General features: G+C 35.6%; 14 protein-coding genes and 3 pseudogenes. 1 reads left to right on the forward strand and 16 read right to left on the reverse strand.

The window, feature by feature from the left end; all coding sequences use genetic code 11:
* Window positions 1-109: 109 nt before the first annotated feature.
* The 3 genes from mnmE to GAPWK_RS10685 all read right to left on the reverse strand — a co-directional run bounded on the left by mnmE (window position 110) and on the right by GAPWK_RS10685 (window position 2,776).
* Entirely contained in the window at window positions 110-1,471 is a 1,362-nt protein-coding gene (gene mnmE / locus GAPWK_RS10675; protein ID WP_038517484.1) for a tRNA uridine-5-carboxymethylaminomethyl(34) synthesis GTPase MnmE, read from the reverse strand.
* A 125-nt stretch (window positions 1,472-1,596) separates the two neighbouring features.
* Entirely contained in the window at window positions 1,597-2,196 is a 600-nt protein-coding gene (locus tag GAPWK_RS10680; RefSeq protein ID WP_051516281.1) for a YdcF family protein, read from the reverse strand.
* Between the two features lie 4 nt (window positions 2,197-2,200).
* A complete protein-coding gene (locus tag GAPWK_RS10685; RefSeq protein WP_025316219.1) occupies window positions 2,201-2,776 on the reverse strand; it encodes a DNA-3-methyladenine glycosylase I in 576 nt (191 codons plus the stop codon).
* A gap of 202 nt (window positions 2,777-2,978) precedes the next feature.
* Here GAPWK_RS10685 and GAPWK_RS10690 point away from each other — a divergent pair, with 202 nt between their 5' ends.
* Entirely contained in the window at window positions 2,979-4,340 is a 1,362-nt protein-coding gene (locus GAPWK_RS10690; RefSeq protein WP_025316220.1) for an MFS transporter, read from the forward strand.
* 290 nt (window positions 4,341-4,630) lie between these two features.
* Here GAPWK_RS10690 and GAPWK_RS15615 read toward each other — a convergent pair.
* From GAPWK_RS15615 to ribH, 13 genes and pseudogenes are all read right to left on the reverse strand, one after another.
* Window positions 4,631-4,696 (reverse strand): annotated as a pseudogene (locus tag GAPWK_RS15615) (hypothetical protein); the annotation flags it as partial.
* Window positions 4,697-4,850: 154 nt separating this feature from the next.
* Window positions 4,851-4,916, reverse strand: a pseudogene (locus GAPWK_RS15620) (hypothetical protein); the annotation flags it as partial.
* Between the two features lie 154 nt (window positions 4,917-5,070).
* Window positions 5,071-6,423 carry a glutathione-disulfide reductase gene (gene gorA, locus GAPWK_RS10695; protein WP_025316221.1) on the reverse strand — a complete coding sequence of 451 codons (1,353 nt, stop codon included), beginning with the start codon at window positions 6,421-6,423 and terminating at the stop codon, window positions 5,071-5,073.
* A gap of 285 nt (window positions 6,424-6,708) precedes the next feature.
* Window positions 6,709-8,133 carry a bifunctional D-glycero-beta-D-manno-heptose-7-phosphate kinase/D-glycero-beta-D-manno-heptose 1-phosphate adenylyltransferase HldE gene (hldE, locus tag GAPWK_RS10700; protein ID WP_025316222.1) on the reverse strand — a complete coding sequence of 475 codons (1,425 nt, stop codon included), beginning with the start codon at window positions 8,131-8,133 and terminating at the stop codon, window positions 6,709-6,711.
* Between the two features lie 47 nt (window positions 8,134-8,180).
* Window positions 8,181-8,954 carry a twin-arginine translocase subunit TatC gene (tatC, locus tag GAPWK_RS10705; RefSeq protein WP_025316223.1) on the reverse strand — a complete coding sequence of 258 codons (774 nt, stop codon included), beginning with the start codon at window positions 8,952-8,954 and terminating at the stop codon, window positions 8,181-8,183.
* A gap of 17 nt (window positions 8,955-8,971) precedes the next feature.
* A pseudogene (gene tatB / locus GAPWK_RS10710) lies at window positions 8,972-9,292 on the reverse strand (Sec-independent protein translocase protein TatB); the annotation flags it as partial.
* A gap of 3 nt (window positions 9,293-9,295) precedes the next feature.
* Complete coding sequence (tatA, locus tag GAPWK_RS10715) at window positions 9,296-9,508, reverse strand: twin-arginine translocase TatA/TatE family subunit (protein WP_407919839.1); 213 nt, start codon at window positions 9,506-9,508, stop codon at window positions 9,296-9,298.
* A gap of 71 nt (window positions 9,509-9,579) precedes the next feature.
* The gene (gene ubiB, locus GAPWK_RS10720; protein WP_110287269.1) at window positions 9,580-11,121 is read right to left on the reverse strand and encodes a ubiquinone biosynthesis regulatory protein kinase UbiB; all 1,542 of its coding nucleotides are present in this window, start codon (window positions 11,119-11,121) and stop codon (window positions 9,580-9,582) included.
* A gap of 14 nt (window positions 11,122-11,135) precedes the next feature.
* The gene (gene ubiE, locus GAPWK_RS10725) at window positions 11,136-11,912 is read right to left on the reverse strand and encodes a bifunctional demethylmenaquinone methyltransferase/2-methoxy-6-polyprenyl-1,4-benzoquinol methylase UbiE (RefSeq protein WP_025316226.1); all 777 of its coding nucleotides are present in this window, start codon (window positions 11,910-11,912) and stop codon (window positions 11,136-11,138) included.
* A gap of 62 nt (window positions 11,913-11,974) precedes the next feature.
* Complete coding sequence (gene nadR, locus GAPWK_RS10730) at window positions 11,975-12,910, reverse strand: multifunctional transcriptional regulator/nicotinamide-nucleotide adenylyltransferase/ribosylnicotinamide kinase NadR (RefSeq protein WP_025316227.1); 936 nt, start codon at window positions 12,908-12,910, stop codon at window positions 11,975-11,977.
* 163 nt (window positions 12,911-13,073) lie between these two features.
* Entirely contained in the window at window positions 13,074-14,123 is a 1,050-nt protein-coding gene (locus GAPWK_RS10735) for a TrmH family RNA methyltransferase (protein ID WP_051516282.1), read from the reverse strand.
* Between the two features lie 21 nt (window positions 14,124-14,144).
* Window positions 14,145-14,564 carry a transcription antitermination factor NusB gene (nusB, locus tag GAPWK_RS10740; RefSeq protein WP_025316228.1) on the reverse strand — a complete coding sequence of 140 codons (420 nt, stop codon included), beginning with the start codon at window positions 14,562-14,564 and terminating at the stop codon, window positions 14,145-14,147.
* A 4-nt stretch (window positions 14,565-14,568) separates the two neighbouring features.
* Window positions 14,569-15,039: a 6,7-dimethyl-8-ribityllumazine synthase gene (ribH, locus tag GAPWK_RS10745; protein WP_025316229.1), complete on the reverse strand. Its 471-nt coding sequence runs from the start codon at window positions 15,037-15,039 to the stop codon at window positions 14,569-14,571.
* Window positions 15,040-15,083 lie beyond the last annotated feature (44 nt).

The following is a 15,083-nucleotide window of genomic DNA, read 5'->3' on the forward strand; positions in this document are numbered from 1 at the left end:
ATCCCTATTTTTTAAAGATTGATGGATTAAACCCATAAAGCTTAAAAAGCAATATGGGCTTATTTATTGGAAATATTTTTAAGGATGTAAATTTATGGGCACGTTTTAGTCATTTGCCTATACAAAATGAACTGAATATTCTTCCTAATAAATCATCAGAAGTAAATTGCCCTGTAATTTCACTTAAGGCTTCTTGAGCTAATCTTAGCTCTTCGGCTAAAAGTTCACCAGCATGAAATATGGTAAGTTGGTATTGACCATTAGTTAAATGCTCTGAAGCTTTTTCAAGTGCTTGCAAGTGACGACGTCGAGCTAAAAAACCACCTTCTGTACTACTCGAAAATCCCATAGCTTGTTTTAGATGCTCACGCAATAACGTCACACCTTCACCTGTTCGAGCGGATAATTGAATAAGCGCATATCCCTCTTCTTCGCTATAACCAAGTGCCTCGCCCGTTAAGTCTGCTTTGTTGCGAATCACTGTAACAGGTATATTTTTTGGCAATCGTTCAATAAATTCTGGCCAAAGTTTTTCAGGGTTGGTTTCATTTGTTGTTGTGCTATCGACCATAAATAAAACGCGATCGGCTTGTTCGATTTCTTGCCATGCACGCTCAATACCTATCCGTTCTACTTCGTCACTGGCTTCACGCAGTCCAGCGGTATCAATGATGTGCAAAGGCATACCATCAATGTGAATATGTTCACGCAGTACATCACGAGTAGTACCTGCAATATTGGTAACAATAGCTGCATCACGTCCCGCTAACGCATTAAGTAAACTTGATTTTCCGGCATTTGGTCGACCAGCAATAACAACTTTCATACCTTCGCGTAATAAAGAGCCTTGTTTAGCTTCTTGGCGAACTTCGTTTAATTGTTCAATAACTTGATTAAGCTCTGCTTCTATTTTACCGTCAGAAAGAAAATCAATCTCCTCTTCTGGAAAGTCGATAGCTGCTTCCGTAAAAATGCGCAAATGAATCAAGGATTCAACCAGTGCATTGACTTTTTTAGAAAATACACCTTGCAAAGACGAGATAGCAGATTTGGCCGCTTGTTCTGAACTGGCATCAATTAAGTCAGCAATCGCTTCGGCTTGAGCTAAATCAAGTTTATCATTTAAAAATGCCCTTTCCGAAAACTCACCTGGTTTAGCAATGCGAACGTTAGCTATTTCAAGTACGCGTTTTAAAAGTAGATCTAAAATAACTGGGCCACCGTGACCTTGCAATTCAAGGACATCTTCACCTGTGAATGAATGCGGATTAGGAAAAAATAGAGCAATACCTTCATCAAGTGTTGAGCCATCGTTAGCTAAAAATGGGAGATATTCGGCATACCTTGGTTTAGGTAATTTACCTAATACTGCCTGCGCTACCTCTTGCACTTTAGAGCCTGATATACGCAAAATACCTACGCCGCCTCGACCTGGCGGCGTTGCTTGCGCAACAATTGTATCTGATTTCATATTTATTTATAGCTAATTTAAAGTTTAATAGTTAATAATATCATGGACGCGCGGCAAAAACAGTAATGACTATCGCTTTTGCCGTTATTCGCCAATTTTAGAGTATTTTATCTATCATTTCGTAGTTAATTTGCCGGTTTTGTATTGTCACTAGGGTGGTCAAAGAGCAAAGAATTTGCTAATGCTAGCGGCTCGCGAATTAATGCAACATATTTGTCACCATTATTTAACGCTAACGGTGCCGATAAGCCCGATACATCATGAATACCTGAACGTTTAGCTAGCATTATTGAGCGTAAGATATGAAAATCATTGGTGACAACTACAGTTTTGCCTAAAGGTAAAACCCTATTAGCAAAAATAAATTGCTCAGCAGTACGCCTTGATTTATCTTCTTGATAAACTCGGTTTGCATCGATTCCTTTATCGATAAGATATTTTGCCATTACACTGGATTCCGTTGCTGATTCATCTTCACCTTGTCCACCACATACAACAACTTTAGTTTCAGGATTTTCATTGAGGTATTGAACAGCAACATCCAATCTGTCTGCTAAAGTAGGTGATGCTACAGCGGGTGTACCAAGAACTTGAGAGCCCAATATAACCATGGTTTGAGCATGTTGACTCGGTTTTTGCTGAGCATAAATAAAAATAAAAATGTTACAGACGATAAAATAGACTAATATTAATAAAAAACCATATTTTACCAATTTAATTAACATTACTTTACCTCGCATTTGGCTTTTTAAAACAATTTTCAAAATGATCGTCGACAAGTCCCATTGATTGCATGAAAGCATAGCAAATGGTAGAACCTACAAAGGAAAATCCTCGTTTTTTAAGTGCTTTTGACATTTTATCAGAGATGTCAGTACTAACGGATACTTCGCTCTTATCTTTAAAATGGTTGATAATCGGTTTATTATCAACAAAAGACCAGATAAATTGCGAAAAATCTTCACCATTTTTTTGCATATTTAAATAAGCATGAGCGTTTTTAACAATACTATTGAGTTTTAATCGGTTGCGAATCAATCCTTTGTTCTCAAGTAAATGTTCAATATCCTCAGGCATAAGTTGAATGATTTTATAAGGGTCAAAATTAAAAAAACATCGACGATACTCATCGCGCTTTTTTAAAACAGTGATCCATGATAATCCTGCTTGTTGTCCTTCAAGGCAGATTTTTTCAAATAATTTTAAACTATCATATTGAGCTATTCCCCACTCATTATCATGATAATCAATATAAATTTGGTCATTTAACACCCAGTCACAGCGTGTTTTTTTAGTATTATTCATTTTAATTTTTTTCAACCTATTCACTATATTTAAAAATTTATTAATATAAATTATAAATCAAATCCTCAGTTTTATCGCATACATTAAATTTTTTTATGATGAAAAAAAAGCCAATTTTTTGTGGCAGAATAATTTCTACATTAAAAAAATCAAAAAGGATAGATTTTTTTCAGTCTACCTCAAATAAACAGAAGGTTTTTTCATGAGTCAATCTGAAATCAATGCCCAATGGCAACCCAGTGCTCGACCATTAAATAGTAAGGATTTTAAAACATTAATATTGTCGTCTTTAGGTGGAACGCTTGAATTTTATGACTTTGTTATTTACGCGCTATATATTGATACCATTGTCAAACCGCTGTTTTTGCCTCATACCTTATCACCATTAACATTAGATTTGTTTGCTTGGGGTATTTTTGCTGCTGGTTATTTAGTTCGCCCAATTGGCGGCATCATTATGGCACACTTTGGCGACAAAGTAGGTAGAAAACAGATGTTTACCCTAAGCGTAGCAATGATGGCACTACCAACCTTTATTATTGGTGTGTTACCAACTTACGAAACCATTGGTATTTTTGCCCCCTTACTATTGTTAGCAATGCGTATGCTACAAGGTGCTGCAATCGGGGGAGAAATGCCAGGCGCTTGGGTATTTATCGCAGAGCATACGCCAAAACAACGTTATGGTTTGGGCGTTGGCACGTTAACATCTGGCATCACTGGTGGTATTTTACTTGGCTTTTTCGTCACGATTATTATTGATCTCTATTTTACAAACCAAAATATTTTAGATTTCGCTTGGCGTATTCCGTTTATTATTGGTGGTATTTTTGGAGTAATTTCCGTCTACTTACGAAAATTTTTATCTGAAACACCAATTTTTAAGGAATTAGCTGCCCGTAAAGCTTTAGAAAAAAGCATTCCCGTTGTAACTGTTATAAAAAAACATAAAAAAGCTTGTTTGATTGTCGCTTTATTAACTTGGTCATTATCAACCGCAATTATGGTTGGTATTTTAATTACTCCGGGTCGTATTGTGGGTGGTATGTATCATTTTGCTAATCTTGATTGGCGTATTGGTGGATGTATTGCAGCTTTAACATTATCGATCGGTTGTATTATTTCTGGTTGGTTAGATGATAAATTAGGTACAGCAAAAACAGTTATCGTGACTTGGGGTGGATTAGCGATAGTCAGTATCTATTTTTATAGTTCATTAAGCGCTGATATGTCATTAACAAAACTTTATTCGATTTGGGCAGTATTTGGCCTATTTATTGGATCGATCGCCATGACTCCAATTATAGGTACTAGAACGTTCCCACCTGCGATTCGTTATTCTGGATTATCATTATCTTATAATTTAGCTTATGCGCTATTTAGTGCAATCACACCTACTTTAACGATCTATTTATTAAGTCCTGATCATATATTAGGTGAATATAGTTATCTTGGTGCAGGTATTTATATATCAGCTGTAGCTTTACTTGCTGTTTTAGTTGGGTTTTCTCAGCTAGCTCAAAATGGTTGGCAAAATAACACAGATGATCAATCCATTAATTAAGATACCAAATAAAAACAGGGCAATTGCCCTGTTTTTTTAAAAAAAAAATATAATAAATTTTTAATGCATTAGCGCATGGTAACAAACTCTTCCGCTGCTGTTGGGTGAATAGCAACAGTGTTATCAAAATCTTTTGTAGCTTTACTTGCTGTTTTAGTTGGGTTTTCTCAGTTAGCTCAAAATGGTTGGCAAAATAACACAGATAATTAATCCATTAATTAAGATACCAAATAAAAACAGGGCAATTGCCCTGTTTTTTTTAAAAAAAAATATAATAAATTTTTAATGCATTAGCGCATGGTAACAAACTCTTCCGCTGCTGTTGGGTGAATAGCAACAGTGTTATCAAAATCTTTTGTAGCTTTACTTGCTGTTTTAGTTGGGTTTTCTCAGTTAGCTCAAAATGGTTGGCAAAATAACACAGATAATTAATCCATTAATTAAGATACCAAATAAAAACAGGGCAATTGCCCTGTTTTTTTGTAAAAAATATAATAAATTTTTAATACATTAGCGCATGGTAACAAACTCTTCTGCTGCTGTTGGGTGAATAGCAACAGTGTTATCAAAATCTTTTGTAGCTTTACTTGCTGTTTTAGTTGGGTTTTCTCAGTTAGCTCAAAATGGTTGGCAAAATAACACAGATGATCAATCCATTAATTAAGATACCAAATAAAAACAGGGCAATTGCCCTGTTTTTTTGTAAAAAATATAATAAATTTTTAATACATTAGCGCATGGTAACAAACTCTTCTGCTGCTGTTGGGTGAATAGCAACAGTGTTATCAAAATCTTTTTTAGTTGCTCCCATTTTAAGTGCCACAGCAAATCCTTGTAACATTTCATCCATGCCATAACCTATACCGTGAATTCCAACAATTTTTTCCTCAGGCCCCACACAAACTAGTTTCATTCGACAAGGTTGGCGATGACTTGTAACAGCCGTATACATAGCAGTAAAACTTGAAGTGTAAACTTTGACGTTTTCATCACCGTATTCTAAAATCGCTTGCGGTTCGGTTAAGCCTACAGTGCCAATTGCTGGATGCGTAAATACCACTGTTGGAATATTGGTATAATCTAAATGTTCATCTGGTTTGTTATTAAATAGTCTTTCCGATAAACGGCGCCCAGCAGCAACAGCAACGGGTGTTAAAGCCATTGCACCAGTATCATCACCAACAGAATAAATGCCAGGCACGTTGGTATTTTGGAATTTATCGACAATCACAAATCCTTTATCATTAACGTCAATACCTGCCGCAGATAAATTCATATCCCGAGTAGCGGGTTCACGACCTATTGCCCAAATTAGACAATCAATCGTATAACTTTCACCATTTTCAAGCGTTAAGGTTAAACTATCATCGCTATTTTTAGTGACTGATTGTGGAATAGCAAACGTGTGTAAATGCTGTCCTTCTTCCGTTATCACTTCCATTAAGGTTTTAATAATAAGCGGATCAAACGATCTTAATGGTGTTGCTTGACGAATAAATTGGTGAGTTTCTGCACCCAAAGCATGCACAACCCCTGCAATTTCACAGGCTATATACCCTGCTCCAACCACTGCAACCCGTTTAGGTAAAGATTTTAATGCAAAAAAACCATCAGAAGTAATACCATATTGTGCACCCGGAATATTTGGGATAGTAGGTTTACCTCCTACTGCAATTAGAATATGATCAGCAGTGTAATGTTCACCATTCACTTCTATTGTATGAGCATCAACAAATTTAGCGTAACCATATATGATGTCGACATTGTTGTTAGTTAAAACACGATCATAAGATTGATGAATACGATCAATATAGGCATTTCGGCTATCAAGTAATTTATCCCAACTAAATTGGTTAATCGTCGTATCAAAACCATAATCTGGACCGTAGTGATTAATTGCTTCGGCAATTTGTGCACCATACCACATTACCTTTTTAGGTACGCAACCTACATTAACACATGTTCCACCAAGCAATTTCGCCTCAATAATTGCACATTTTTTACCATATGACGCTGCTCGATTCACTGATGCTATACCGCCACTTCCACCACCAATTGCTATATAATCATAATGTTTGGTCATTAAATATCCTCTGAAATCGTTCTCCCAAATTTAGTAATAGCTTTGCACAAAGTGAATAATAAAAAAAGCGTTAATTATAAAATTTAACAATAGATATTAACGATTGATCTTACTTAGATCGAATAAAGAATCATTTTATTAAAGATTTAGGTATAAAGGTTCTTAATTTTTACTCTATCATGAGAGTAATATTAAAATAAAAAAAGAGCATAAAACGTTTGATTGATATAATGTTCGATAAACTAATCGGCCACTTGATTCGGTAACCGATTGTATCGAAGAAAGTTAACGATTTTTAATGGTATTAATAATGTTGGTGGTTGAGCAACCATCTTCGAAATTGAGCACTTTGACAGTACCACCCGCAGCAGTAACTTCTTTGCCTCCGGCAATTTCATCTGGTTTATAATCGCCACCCTTTACTAATACATCTGGCAAGATGTTAGCAATAAGTCTTTGTGGGGTTTCCTCTTCAAATGGCACGACCCAATCAACTGAATCTAAAGCACCAAGAACAATCATGCGTTGCATGAGTGGATTAATCGGTCTTGATTCACCTTTTAATTGTTTTACTGATGCATCACTGTTAACAGCAACGATAAGACGATCGCCCAGTTTTCTTGCATTAGCAAGGTAAGATACATGCCCTGCATGCAGAATATCAAAACAACCATTAGTCATGACAATTTTTTCACCGCGCATGCGAGCTTTGTTAACTTCTTCTTTAAGCTCATCTTCAGTCATTACACCAAAACCATCATCTGCACGTGCACGGATAGCATTGCTAAGTTCAACTTGTGAAACAGTTGATGTACCCAGTTTACCAACCACAACACCAGCAGCAGCATTGGCCAAGAAGCAGCTCTCCTCTAATGATTGACCAGCAGCCAAAGCCGCGGCCAATGTGGCAATTACTGTATCACCTGCCCCCGTTACATCGAATACTTCTTTCGCTTGTGTTGGCAAATGATAAATTGGCTTATTTAATTGCAACAATGTCATGCCTTTTTCACTACGAGTCACTAATAACGCTTTTAGTTCAAATTGTTTAATCAGCCGATAACCTTTTTCAACAATATCTTCTTCTGTTTGACATCGACCGACAACGGCTTCAAATTCCGACATATTTGGTGTAAGTAATGTAGCACCTCGGTAACGCTCGAAATCCGTGCCTTTAGGATCGACCAAAACCGCAACATTAGCTTGATTAGCCAATTTTATCATGGTCTGCACCGCCGATAGCGCACCTTTGGCATAATCTGACAAGACCATAACTTTATGTGTTTCTAGTGCAGTTTGAATACGTTCAAGCATGGGGGTTGAATCAACATTGTCAAACCCTTCTTCAAAATCAATACGAATCAATTGCTGATTGCGCGATAAAACACGTAATTTGGTGATAGTCGGATGTGTTGAAACCGATACAAAATCACATTGTACTTTATGTTTACTTAATTTTTCATCCAGAATTTTGGCAGGTTCATCAATACCAGTTAAACCAATTAGGCGTGCATTACCACACAGTGAGGTGATATTCATTGCAACATTGGCCGCCCCACCTGGTCTTTCTTCTAATGCATCAATTTTGACAACTGGAACAGGTGCTTCGGGAGATATGCGATTAGTGCCTCCATACCAATAGCGATCGAGCATGATATCTCCAACAACAAGTACATTAGCACGGTTAAAATCAGGTAATGATGTTTTCATTATGATTAGTTATCCTTACTGGTTATTTAAATCATAGTTATCTGTCATTACTTTTCATCTTCATCATCAGATGAAAAATCATCTTCCTCGCCATCTTCGTGTTTACGTGGTTGGTAAAAACGAGCAAAGAAAGTACCGATTTCAAAAAGTAGACAGATAGGTACAGCTAATAAAATCTGGGAAAAGACATCTGGCGGTGTGACAAACATAGCAACCGCAAACACCCCAACAATGATATACGGGCGTTTTTTACGTAAGCTTTGTGGCGTAGTTATGCCTGTCCAACAGAGTAATATAATGGCAACGGGGACTTCAAAAGCGAAACCAAATACAATAAAAAGTGTCATCACAAAATCAAGATATTTAGTGATATCAGTATTAATCGCTACATCAATAGGTGCCGTGTGGATAAAAAAGTAAAACGCCAGTGGAAATACCACAAAATAAGCAAAAGCAATACCAAGATAAAAAAGAATGGTGCTTGATACAATTAATGGCATGACCAGACGTTTTTCATGTTGATACAATGCTGGCGCAATAAATCCCCATACTTGGTAAAGTACATAAGGAATTGAGATAAATATTGCTACTACAGCAGTTAGCTTAATAGGAGTAAAAAATGGCGCGGCAATATCCGTTGCAATCATACTGCTGCCTTGTGGTAACTGGCTGATAAGTGGATTAGCCACAATATGATAAATATCATTAGAAAAATAGATTAAACCTGTAAACACAACTAAGATACAAATAATACAACGTAGTAGGCGTGTTCTAAGTTCGACAAGATGTCCAATTAAAGGTTGAGTGGCGTCGTCAGTCATGATTTATCTTTATCTGTGTGAATTTGAGGATCCAATTGAGTGACCGAATCGATCTCTTTTTGTAGCGATTCTGTTACACGTTTTAACTCATCAATTGATTCCTGGATTTCTGGGGTCAACGTTTTTAAACCGCTTTGTTCAGCCTTTTTTAAACTGTCTTGCAACTCTTGCAATTTTAGTTCTTTGTTTAATTCCAGCTGCACTGTTGCTGACATACGGCGTAATATTTTTATCCAACTAGCAACTGTTTTAATAGCAACAGGCAATCGCTCTGGTCCTAATACTACCAGTCCAATAATTAATACTAATAATAGTTGACCAAAGCTGATGTCAAACACGTGTTACTCTTTTTTGGAATTGTTGTCATCAGTCGAATCAAGATTTTCGACTTTCTCTGAATGACTGCTCTGTGGCTTTTCATCGTCATCATTCATAGCTTTTTTAAAGCCTTTAATTGATGCACCAAGATCTGAGCCCAATGAGCGTAACTTCTTAGTTCCAAATAATAACACAACAACAGCAATTAATATGAGTAGTTGGGGCAAGCTTGGCATCATGATATCTATCTCCAATAAAGTTGAGATTTAAATTATACACTTAAATAATAAGATTCCAACAGTAGCGATTAATGAATAATAAGTAGTCCAATACCCACAATACTAACTAAAGCAAGTATTGTCATTAGATATTGCTGACATCTTTTACTTTGTTGTAACTCTTGGTTAATTTGTTTTAATTGGATATTCATCTGTTTGGTTATTCGCTCATAATCATTCAATTTTGCTGGTAACTGTGGCAAGATGATACGCCACTGCGGTAGTGAAGCCCATGCTTGTTGTAATAGCTTTTGTGCACTATATTTATCTTCATACCATTTTTCTAAAAAAGGTTTGGCTGTTTGCCATAAATCAAGTTCAGGATAAAGCTGGCGACCCAATCCTTCAATATAAAACAGCGTTTTTTCAAGCAGTATTAATTGTGGTTGGATATCCATCTCAAATTGTCGAGCTACCTCAAACAATTGTAATAATATTTGTGAAAATGATATTTCAGCCAGTGGTTTAGCAAAAGCTGGTTCACAAACATTTTTCATAGCCCTTTCAAGAGCCACAATATCGGTTGTTTCAGGTACCCAGCCAGAAGCAATATAGGTTTCCGCTATTTTTCGATAATCACGATTAAAAAAGGCTAAGAAGTTTTCAGCAAGATAACGCTGATCATCATTACTTAATATGCCGACAATTGCACAATCAATCCCAATATAACGAGGATCATTAGGATCAGAGATATCAACAAAAATATTACCTGGGTGCATGTCAGCATGGAAAAAGTTATCACGAAATACTTGAGTAAAGAAAGCTTGAACACCACGCTGAGCAAGTAATTTCATATCGACATTATTTTGTTTAAGTTGCTCAATATTGGCAATAGGAACGCCTTTAACTCGTTCTTCAACAAGGACATTCTTACGACATAGATCTTGATATACATAAGGAATATATAAAATATTACTATTGATAAAATTTTCTCGTAATCTAGCAGTATTATAAGCCTCTTGCAGTAAATCAAGTTCTTTTAGTAGTGTTGATTCATAATCTCGTACGATTTCAACAGCACGCAGTTTCTCGCCAAATTTTATACGTTTAGTAAATTGTTTTGCTACCCAATACATTAAACTAATATCAGCTCGAATTGCGGGCATAATATTAGGACGTAACACCTTTATTACAATTTCGGCTTGGCTATGTTTTAATATAGCCGTATGCACTTGCGCTATCGATGCTGAGGCTAATGGTTTTTCATCAAAATTAGTAAAATAATAGTCTATGGATTGCTCAAGTGCTTGTTCAATAAGTTGTTTAGCTATTTTACCGTCAAAGGGATCAACCTGATCTTGTAATTTTGCTAATGCATCGGCAATGTCTTTAGGTAACACGTCACGCCGAGTTGAGATCATCTGCCCAAATTTTATCCAAACTGGTCCTAACTCTTGTAAAGCTTGACGTAAACGTTCACCAATTGGTTGTTGTTTGGCTTTCGGTTTCACCCAAAATAGGCAAAGCAATAAAAAGCGTAGCCATTTTGATAAACGATGCGCTGGCAAAAGCTCATCCAAACGATAAGCATGAAATACTGTTAATATTTTATAAAGTCGAAAAAATGTCATTATTTGTCATCGCTTCAAAATTTAAAGCCGGTGTGTAATGCGACAATTCCACCTGTCATGTTGTGATATTTAACATCGACAAAGCCTGCATCTTCCATCATTTTCTTTAAGGTATTTTGATTTGGATGCATGCGGATTGATTCTGCTAAATAACGATAGCTATCAGAATCATTTGCCACAATTTTGCCCATTAGTGGTAACATGGTAAAGGAATAAAGATCATAAGCTTTATTTAGAATTTTGTATTGTGGTTTAGAAAATTCCAGAATGAGTAAACGCCCACCTGGCTTTAATACTCGCCACATAGATCGTAATGCTTTATCTTTATCAGTAACATTGCGAAGACCAAACGAAATGGTAATACAATCGAAATAGTTATCCGCAAAAGGTAGTTCTTCAGCATTAGCCTGTACATATTCGATATTTTTAAATAGCCCTTTGTCGCGTAGCTTATCACGTCCAACTTTTAACATGGATTCATTGATGTCTGCCAAAACAACTAAGCCATTATCACCGACAAGTTGAGAAAATTTTGCAGTTAAATCACCTGTTCCACCAGCAAGGTCTAATACTTTTTGACCTTTGCGTACACTGCTATATTCAATGGTAATTTTTTTCCAAATACGATGAATACCAAATGACATCAAATCATTCATTACATCATATTTATCCGCAACAGAATGAAATACATCAGCAACACGTTTAACTTTTTCTTCTCTTAGGACTTGGCGATAACCAAAATCAATTTTTTCTTGATTTGCTTTATCTTGATTGTCAGATGATTGAGACATAAAAATTTACCTATCACAAAGATTTAGCTTATTTTAACATAAGCATGAATAAATGTGATGAACTAAATCAATAATGCTTCAACCATCTTGCTTACAGTCTCAAAATGTTGTGCAGGAGTATGATTAGGATCGAGATCATTTTGATGAATCACTAAATCAAAATGATAACTCTCTTTCAGCCCTTTCAACACTTGATTTTCTTTTTCGAAAATCTGTGTGTAATATTGAGCTAATGTATCAAAGTCAATTGTTGTAAAAAGCAGTTTATTGCTATTTTCTACTGCTCTTGAAAGTCGTTCCACATGTAAAATTGCTATGCGAATATAGTCAGTTTCACTAAGATAACGTTGATTATATGGAGTTGAAATCTCTCGGTCTATATAGTTAATGTAGCCATTACTAACATGTTGCGTATTGTAAATATTGGCTAGTTGTAGCGATAAATCATTGAATTTACCTTGACCAATAATTGCGACTTTTTTAACAAAAAATGGTTTAGCTGCATCAGCAATAAATGACCAATTTTTATAAGGATTCTGACGAATTTGTGTTGCACTGATATTCATAAAATTACGATCAGCATCAACAATAATTACTGGGCTGTTAAAATAGAATTCATAATCTTTGACATCTTGTGGTTCACTTGTGAACACAACATTTGGTTTAATTTTATGCTTAGATAAAATCTGTTTAACACGATCACTCCAATCTTTCCAGCCATTGGGATAAGATTTAATACCCGCTTCATCTAAAATATGTACATGAATATTATGACGATCTTTAAATGTTTCTTTCAACCATGAAAAACGATCGCTAACTTGAGGTTGTCTTGGTAGATTACTTTTATCAAAAAGCTCTTTATCTCGAGTTGCTTCACAGCCAAGGAAAATATGCAGTTCATCAACTTGTGTCATCGCTTTTTCAATTAAATAGATATGACCACAATGTAAAGGATAAAACTTACCAAAAATTAAACCAACTTTATACTCAGACGCCATAACAAACACCAACACATTTATATGCTTTACTAGTTAACAATGTACAGAAAAAAAAAGCAATTTCTAACCAAATGATGCTATTGAAGATATTTTACCAAATAATTTTTCAGCTAGTTTGGTATAACTATTTGACAATAATTAATAATATTATAACCCAATATTTTTATAAATTTGATAATAAAATTCCTGTAGCAACTGAAATATTCAGTGCCGGCATATTATCATTACCTTTCAAATGTACAACGACATCAGCACAGCTAATAAGTTTCATATTAATTTGCTGAAAAATAACCAAAGCAACCTTTTTATTAAATCGAATTTTATGTAATTCGCTAGAAGCAACCGATTTTGTTTGACAAGGCAATAAAGCAACGACTTGATAACCATGCTGCTTTAACATATCAAGCGAAGCAATAAAATCATCACTTTTAATTGATTCAACCGCTTCGATACCGCCTTCTGCCACTCGCATTGCAGCGCCACTATTAAGCAGATTAGTTTGACGTAACATGACAGCATTTACACGATAAAAAGCCGCACTTCTTATTAAACCACCTAAATTATGTGGATTATTAACATCATCAATGGCTAAAATACAATCCTTATCGACATCACTTTTTTGTTCTAAATAATTTAATAAGGTTAATGGAATACGTTTTTTAACAATCAAACAGACTCCACCATGATGCGGTGTTTGAGTTATTTTATTAAGCTGTTCATTAGAGACAATATCATAACCTAAACGCTCTTGAACTAACCAATTAATTAATTCTTTAAACTGATAAGTCATCTCTTGGATAATAAACAATTTTACAATAGCAGTGCGTCGATGTTTGAATACCGCTTTACAGCTATTTTCGCTGTAAACTAAGGTTTCTTCTTTGCGTTGTCTATATCCGTCATAACCAAATGTTGGTGTTTGATCATTGGCACGTACTTTTTTCTGCCATGGTGAATCGTGTTCAATTTCTGATGGAGATCGATTTAATTCAACAACAATACTTTGTTTTGCAAACCTTGGCCTATCACTGCGCGCTTGAAAAGTTTCAATACGGTCATTACGATCACGCTTCGGTTTAGACTGAAATACATCATTTTTACGCTTATCTTTCCATCCAGTAGAACTTTCTTTATTAGCACGAGAGTGCTTTTTAGGATCGCTATGTTTAGCGTAAAAAATAGTTGGTTTACTTTTTTCAGTATTGTCGGTCATATCAATCTCACAATTAATCGGTTATCGCGTTCGGATGGTTGGGGCTATCTTATCTAATACACCATTAACAAATTTATGGCTATCAGCAGCACCGAATGTTTTAGTCAAGTCTATCGCTTCGTTTATCACTACTTTATAAGGTACATCTTGACGCTTCATTAATTCATAAAGTGCAATGCGTAATATGGCAAGTTCTACTTGGCCTAGCTCTTCGACTTTACGTTCAGTGAGATAAGGTGCCATTTTTTCGTCTAATTCCGCAGTGTTTTTAGCAACACCATGTAACAATTCTCGAAAATACTTAGTATCAACACCTTTCATGTCTTGTTCTGCAATAAAACTGGTCTCAACATCAGCAAGATCGTTTCTAGAAACTTGCCAAGAGTAAATGGCCTGTACCGCACACTCTCTTGCTCGACGACGAGGATTAACTAATGCCACTAAATTACTCCTTAATTGCTTTGATAATATTTAGCATTTCTAATGCAGTTAAAGCTGCTTCGGCACCTTTATTTCCAGCTTTTGTACCTGCACGTTCAATAGCTTGTTCAATAGATTCGGTTGTTAAAATACCAAATCCTACCGGAATGATGTTATCCAAACTTGCACTTAATAATCCAGAACTCGATTCACCTGCAACAAAATCAAAATGCGCTGTGCTACCACGAATAACCGTACCTAATGCCACAATTGCATCGTATTTTTTTGATTGCGCTGCAACTTTAGCGGTTAAAGGAATTTCGTAAGCACCTGGCACCCAAATTATGGTAATATTTTTTTCATCAACTTGACCAATACGAGTCAACGCGTCAACTGCACCATTGACCAAACTTTCGTTAATGAATTGATTAAATCGAGCCACAATAATGGCAACTTTAGCATTGGGCGCAACAACTTGACCTGTAACAGTTTGCATATTAATTCCTTATCTATTGATTTTAAATGCAATTTCACTATCTT

Origin of the sequence: Gilliamella apicola (genome assembly GCF_000599985.1) — a bacterium.
GTDB classification, from domain to species: Bacteria; Pseudomonadota; Gammaproteobacteria; order Enterobacterales; family Orbaceae; genus Gilliamella; species Gilliamella apicola.